This window comes from Georgenia satyanarayanai (genome assembly GCF_900116375.1).
Classification (GTDB): domain Bacteria; phylum Actinomycetota; class Actinomycetes; order Actinomycetales; family Actinomycetaceae; genus Oceanitalea; species Oceanitalea nanhaiensis.
The window spans coordinates 1-5489 of the sequence record NZ_UETB01000028.1 but is presented as its reverse complement, the minus strand read 5'-3'; the positions used below and the strand labels follow the sequence as shown (position 1 = coordinate 5489).

7 protein-coding genes are annotated in these 5489 nt (G+C 69.7%); 6 read left to right on the top strand and 1 reads right to left on the bottom strand.

Annotated elements, in window-relative coordinates; all coding sequences use genetic code 11:
• The 6 genes from DSZ44_RS17940 to DSZ44_RS17915 all read left to right on the top strand — a co-directional run.
• A partial coding sequence (locus DSZ44_RS17940; RefSeq protein WP_181424717.1) for a cadmium resistance transporter occupies positions 1–350 on the top strand: 350 nt, incomplete at its 5' end.
• A gap of 397 nt (positions 351–747) precedes the next feature.
• The gene (locus DSZ44_RS17935; RefSeq protein WP_110853993.1) at positions 748–2664 is read left to right on the top strand and encodes a heavy metal translocating P-type ATPase; all 1917 of its coding nucleotides are present in this window, start codon (positions 748–750) and stop codon (positions 2662–2664) included.
• A 68-nt stretch (positions 2665–2732) separates the two neighbouring features.
• The gene (locus DSZ44_RS17930; RefSeq protein ID WP_110853992.1) at positions 2733–3638 is read left to right on the top strand and encodes an NADP-dependent oxidoreductase; all 906 of its coding nucleotides are present in this window, start codon (positions 2733–2735) and stop codon (positions 3636–3638) included.
• A gap of 2 nt (positions 3639–3640) precedes the next feature.
• On the top strand, positions 3641–3877 hold the full coding sequence (locus DSZ44_RS17925; RefSeq protein WP_110853991.1) for a heavy-metal-associated domain-containing protein: 237 nt from the start codon (positions 3641–3643) through the stop codon (positions 3875–3877).
• 102 nt (positions 3878–3979) lie between these two features.
• Positions 3980–4213 (top strand): heavy-metal-associated domain-containing protein, encoded by a 234-nt coding sequence (locus tag DSZ44_RS17920; RefSeq protein ID WP_110853990.1) that lies wholly within the window; start codon positions 3980–3982, stop codon positions 4211–4213.
• A 187-nt stretch (positions 4214–4400) separates the two neighbouring features.
• Positions 4401–5126, top strand: a complete 726-nt coding sequence (locus tag DSZ44_RS17915; protein ID WP_110853989.1) for a VIT1/CCC1 transporter family protein — start codon at positions 4401–4403, stop codon at positions 5124–5126.
• A gap of 55 nt (positions 5127–5181) precedes the next feature.
• On the opposite strand, the gene DSZ44_RS17910 is transcribed toward DSZ44_RS17915, so the two are convergent.
• Positions 5182–5489, bottom strand: a 308-nt coding sequence (locus tag DSZ44_RS17910) for a transposase (protein WP_146237612.1), incomplete at its 5' end; no start/stop codon positions are given.

Here is a 5489-nt window from a genome sequence, read left to right as displayed (position 1 = left end):
GTCTCTGGGCTGCATGGCAAGCCTGGCGCGGAGACGATGACGACGATGACGCCAAGGTCACGGGCACGAAGGTCAGCGCGTGGACCGTCGCAGGAGTCACCTTCGCCAACGGCGGAGACAACATCGGCGTCTATGTCCCCGTCTTCCTCAGCGTGGAACCCATCGCAGTGGTCGCCTACTGCCTCGTCTTCCTCGCGCTCGTCGCGGTCCTGGTCGTAGTCGCCAAGTTCGTTGCCACCCGGCCGCCGATCGCTGAAGTCCTCGAGCGCTGGGAACACATCCTGTTCCCCATCGTCCTGATCGGCCTCGGCATCGTCATCCTCGTCAGCGGAGGAGCGTTCGGTCTCTGACGGAGCCAAAGCGAACGAGAGAGGTCGCCAGGCTCGACGCTCCGGTATAGGGATCCCCCAGCGGGAGTATCTTGCCTCCCACCAGCGACCGCATTGCTCCCTCGCCACGTTCCGTGGGAATCTACCGCGATTGTTGTAGGTTCTCGGCCGACTTGTCACAGATGCAGGCCGCTGACCTGCAGTGAAGTGCAGCGACGAGGCCAACGTCGTCTCACCATCTTGTCCAGATCTTCAGGTCTCGCCTCCGACGCGTCCGGATCGCGTTGCGTTGGGGTACACCCTGCGCAGCACACCGTGGCGGTTGATTGATCTGCGTCATGGTGAGGTTGCGGCGCGCTTCGTAACGTCTTGTGCGGTGGCCCTGATGTGGGGGCCGGACGTACGAAGGGGAAGAAGCATGAACAGGGTTCAGATGTGGTTGCGGGGCCGCTGGGCGGTGCCGGTGGTCAGCGGCCTGCTGATCGTTGCCTCGTTGATCGTCGGCTTACCGGTGTGGGGCGATGTCCTCATGGTCGCCGCGGCCGTCGTGGCCGGATGGAACATCGTCATCAAGGCAGCCCGCGCGCTTATGGCGAAGGTCATCGGGATCGACCTGCTGGTGTCGGTCGCAGCGATCGGCGCCGTCATCATCGGGGAGTACTGGGAGGCCGCCGCGGTGACCTTCCTGTTTGCCATCGGCCACGCGCTGGAGAGCGCGACACTCACCAAGACGCGTTCCGCGCTGGCGGAGCTGGTGGCCGTCGCCCCGGACGTCGCGATCGTGCTGCGCGACGGCGAGCAGGTGGACGTCCCTGCGGCGGCCGTCGCCACGGGCGAGACCGTGCTGGTGAAGAACGGCGCGAAGGTCCCCGTCGACGGCGTCGTCATCGGCGGGAACGGCGCTCTGGACGAGGCATCCATCACCGGTGAGTCCATCCCGGTGGAGAAGTCCGACGGCGACCAGGTCTTCGCCGGGACCGTCTCCCGCGGCGGGTTCCTCCAGGTCGAGGCCACCGGCGTGGGCGCCGACACCACCCTGGCGCGCATCATCCACCGGGTGGAGGAGGCACAGGATGCCAAGGCCAAGACCCAGGCGTTCATGGACCGCTTCTCGGCCTGGTACACCCCGGCGATCATCGTCATGGCGATCGTGTTCGGCCTGGTGACCGGGGACATCGTGCTCGCGCTGACGCTGCTGGTCATCGGCTGCCCCGGGGCGCTGGTCATCTCCATCCCGGTGGCGATCGTCGCCGGCATCGGCCGCGGCGCGAAGGACGGCATCCTCGTCAAGGGCGGGGAGTACCTGGAGACCTCCGCAAAGATCACTGCCGTCGCCCTGGACAAGACCGGCACCCTCACCGAGGGCCGGCCCGAGCTGACCGACGTCGTCGTCCTCGACGACTCCCTCGACCGGGCCGACGTGCTCACCTGGGCCGCCCGGGCCGAGGCCGGCTCCGAGCACCCGCTTGCCCGGCCGATCATTTACGCCGCCCGCACCGAGGGCCTCGTCCTCGGCGACCTGCCTGAGTCCACCGAGCCGGTGCCCGGCAAGGGCATCCTCGCCACCGTGGACGGCCACCGCGTCGCCGTGGGCAATCTCGCCCTGCTCGCCACGGAGGGAATTGTCGACGACGGCGCCTCCGCCGTCCTCGACCGGCTCGCCGCGGCGGGCCGCACCCCCATGGTGGTCGCCCTGGACCGTCGGGTCATCGGGGTGGTCGCGGTGGCCGACCAGATCCGCGCCGACGCCCCGGAGATGGTCCGCCGCCTGCACGCCGCGGGCGTGAAGAAGGTCCTCATGCTCACCGGTGACACCGAGCGGGTGGCCCGCGCCGTGGCCGAGCAGGTGGGCGTGGACGAGGTGCGCGCCGGACTGCTCCCGGAGGACAAGCTCGCGGCCATCACTGAGCTGCAGCGCGAGGGCTACACGGTCGCGATGGTTGGCGACGGCGTCAACGACGCCCCGGCCCTGGCCACCGCCGACATCGGGGTCGCCATGGGCGCCGCCGGCACCGGCGTGGCCATCGAGACCGCCGACATCGCGCTGATGAAGGACGACCTGCTCAAGCTGCCCCAGGCTGTCTCCCTCGCGCGGCGCACCGTGCGGGTGATGCGCCAGAACATCACCATCGCCCTGGCGACCGTGGCTGCGCTGCTGGCCGGCGTGCTCCTCGGCGGGGTGACCATGTCCATCGGGATGCTCGTCCACGAGCTCTCGGTGCTCGTCGTCATCGTCAACGCGATGCGCCTCCTGCGCCGCCACCGCGACGCCCGCCACGAGCCACCGGCACCGGCACCCCGGCCCGCTCAGCAGCCGCTCACCCACGCTGCCTGATTCCCGAGGGGCCGGCCCCGGAGAACCGGCCGGCCCCTCGACCGCGAAGAGACAGAGAGAGAAGAACAATGTCCAAGGTTTACGTCTTCACCCAGTTCGGCGGCCCAGAGCACGAGGAGCTGCAGGAACGGCCCGTGCCCCAGCCCGGTGCCGGTGAGCTGCTCGTGGAGGTTAAGGCGGCCGGCGTCAACCCAGCCGACTGGAAGATTCGCGCCGGCCATCTGGGCACCGACCGGCAGCTGCCAACCGCGATGGGCCTGGAGGTGGCCGGCGTGGTCACCGCGGTCGGCGACGGCGTCACCCAGTTCGGGGTCGGCGACCCGGTCCTTGCCGGGGTGCCGGCCGGTAACGGCGGCTTCGCCGAGCACACCCTCGTGCGGGCCGCTGAGGCGGTCGCCAAGCCGGAGGAGGTCTCCTTCACCGACGCCGCCACCCTGCCCGTCGCGGGCACCACCGCCTACGACCTCACCCACCAGGTCGAGCTCGAGCCCGGCCAGACCATGCTCATCCTCGGTGCCGGCGGGGGCGTGGGCCTGATGGCAGCCCAGATCGCCAACGTGCATCAGTTCCGCACCATCGGCGTGGCCGGCGAGGCCAAGCGCGAGCTCGTCGAGTCGACCGGTGCCACCTTCGTGGCCTCCGGGGACGGCTTCGCCGACCGTGTCCGAGAGCTGGCTCCCGAGGGCGTGGACCTGGTCATCGACCTCGTCGGCGGTGGCGTCCTGCGCCAGGCCGCGTCGTTGGCCACCGAGCCCGGGCGGGTGGTGTCGGCCGCCGACCCCGCCGTCGTCGACCTCGGGGGCGCCGTGCGCGAACGCAACCCCGAGGCGCTGGGCAAGATCACCGGCGTCGTGGAGTACGGACTCGTGAACCCCAACGTGACCGCCACCTACGAGCTGCAGCAGGCCGGGCAGGCGCTGGCCGCCGTCGAAGCCGGGCATGCGGCCGGCAAGACCGTCATCGAGACGGCCTGACCATGAGCACCAGCACCAGCACCAGCACCCGCATCGTTTTCGAGCTCAGCGACTATTGCCCCTCGTGTGGCGTGGACGTCGCCGACCACCTGTTCCGCCTCGGCGACGTTCACGGCGTCGACGTCGACCTGGCTTCCGGCCGGGTCCAGGTGGAGTACGACGCCAGCCGCCTGGACGTGCAGGACCTCCTGGTGACCATCGGCGGCTCCGGCGCGATGGCACGCCCGGTACGCGGCTGAGAACCGGCGTGCGGTCAATTGACGCACGTCATGGAGAGCGACAACCCGCAACCGTAAAGTCAAAGCCAACAAGCCCAAGGGATCGAACGAAAGGAACTCGACATGAGCGCCCCGACCCTGACCCACACCATCCTGCGTGCTGAGGGCTTCTCCTGCCCCTCCTGCGTGGCCAAGATCGAAAAGCGCGTCGGCAAGCTCGACGGCGTGGAATCGGTCAAGGTCCACTTCGCCTCCTCCCGCATCGAGGCTGACCACGACGCCGAGCAAGCCAGCGTCGAGGACATCGTCGCCGCGGTCGCCAAGGCCGGCTACACCGCTAAGCCCTCAGCATTCTGAGACGAGCCAGCCGGCCCACATCAGACACCGCCCCGAGGATCGTCTCGGGACGGTGTCATGTCACCGGCCAGGAACCCGGAGTGGCGTGGTGACGCCTGCGCGCAAGAAGGGCTCGCGCGGTTCGGTGATCTCCACACGCTGTTGGTGCGCCTGCCTGAACTGATCCGCAAACGAAAGGAGCCTCACCATGAGCGCCGCCGCACGCACCGGCGGGGACGACGAACGCGCCCCCGGCGGACTGGAACAGAAACTCAACAGACTGCGCGCCGGCGTGCTGGGCGCCAACGACGGCATCGTCTCCACAGCCGCCGTCGTCGTCGGTGTGGCCGGCGCAACCACCGCGACCGGGCCCATCGCCACCGCCGGAATCGCAGCCGCGATCGGTGGCGCGGTGTCGATGGCGCTCGGCGAGTACGTCTCGGTGAGCAGCCAACGGGACAGCGAGAAGCACCTCATCGCCGAACAGCAACGCGCCCTGGCCACCGACCCCGAAGCACAGTTCAACGCCCTCGCCCGCCTCTACCAGGAGCGGGGCATCTCCCCACAGACATCCCATACGGTGGCCACCGAGCTCACATCCCACGACCCGCTCGCCGCACACCTGCGGGCCCGCCACAACATCGACGCCACCGACGTAGCCAGCCCCTGGCACGCGGCAATAGTGTCGTTCCTGACCTTCACTCTCGGCGCGGTGCTGCCGCTGCTGGCCATCCTGCTGCCCCCGCCGGAGCTGCGGGTGCCGATCGCCTCCGTCGCGACGCTGACCGGGCTCGCTCTCACCGGTGCCGGGGCGGCCGGCATCGGCGGCGGGTCGCGTGCGCGCGCCGCGGTGCGGGTGGTCCTCGGCGGCGCGCTCGCCCTGACCGCGACCTACCTCATCGGCGTCCTGCTCGGGACCGCCGGCGTCGTCTGACCGCTCGGCGCTCTGCTATCCGGCTGCCGCGCCCCGACGGCAAGACGAAACAGGCTCATCCGAATCCAGGGTGTAGTCGAGGTCTGAATCCGCCGACCTCGAGGAGTGATCGGGCGATGTAGTTCGTGAGATTGCGGAAGCCGAGGGCGGACCCGCGTAGGTGCTCGAGGCGTCCGTTCATGGCTTCGGTGGGGCCGTTGGACGTGCCGGGGCGATCGAAGTAGGCCAGGACGTCGGCGGCGCGACGCTTGAGCGTGCGGCCGAGGGTGCGGAGCTCGGTCATGGGCGCCGGGACACCGCCGCTCAGGGAGTCGATCAGGCGGGTCATCAGGTCACGTGCTTTGGCCCGGTCGGGCTCGCGGT

Coding starts and splice junctions, on each gene's coding strand:
- DSZ44_RS17925 (WP_110853991.1), top strand. CDS start 3,641: ATGAGCACCAGCACCAGCACCAGCACCCGCATCGTTTTCGAGCTCAGC.
- DSZ44_RS17935 (WP_110853993.1), top strand. CDS start 748: ATGAACAGGGTTCAGATGTGGTTGCGGGGCCGCTGGGCGGTGCCGGTG.
- DSZ44_RS17915 (WP_110853989.1), top strand. CDS start 4,401: ATGAGCGCCGCCGCACGCACCGGCGGGGACGACGAACGCGCCCCCGGC.
- DSZ44_RS17930 (WP_110853992.1), top strand. CDS start 2,733: ATGTCCAAGGTTTACGTCTTCACCCAGTTCGGCGGCCCAGAGCACGAG.
- DSZ44_RS17920 (WP_110853990.1), top strand. CDS start 3,980: ATGAGCGCCCCGACCCTGACCCACACCATCCTGCGTGCTGAGGGCTTC.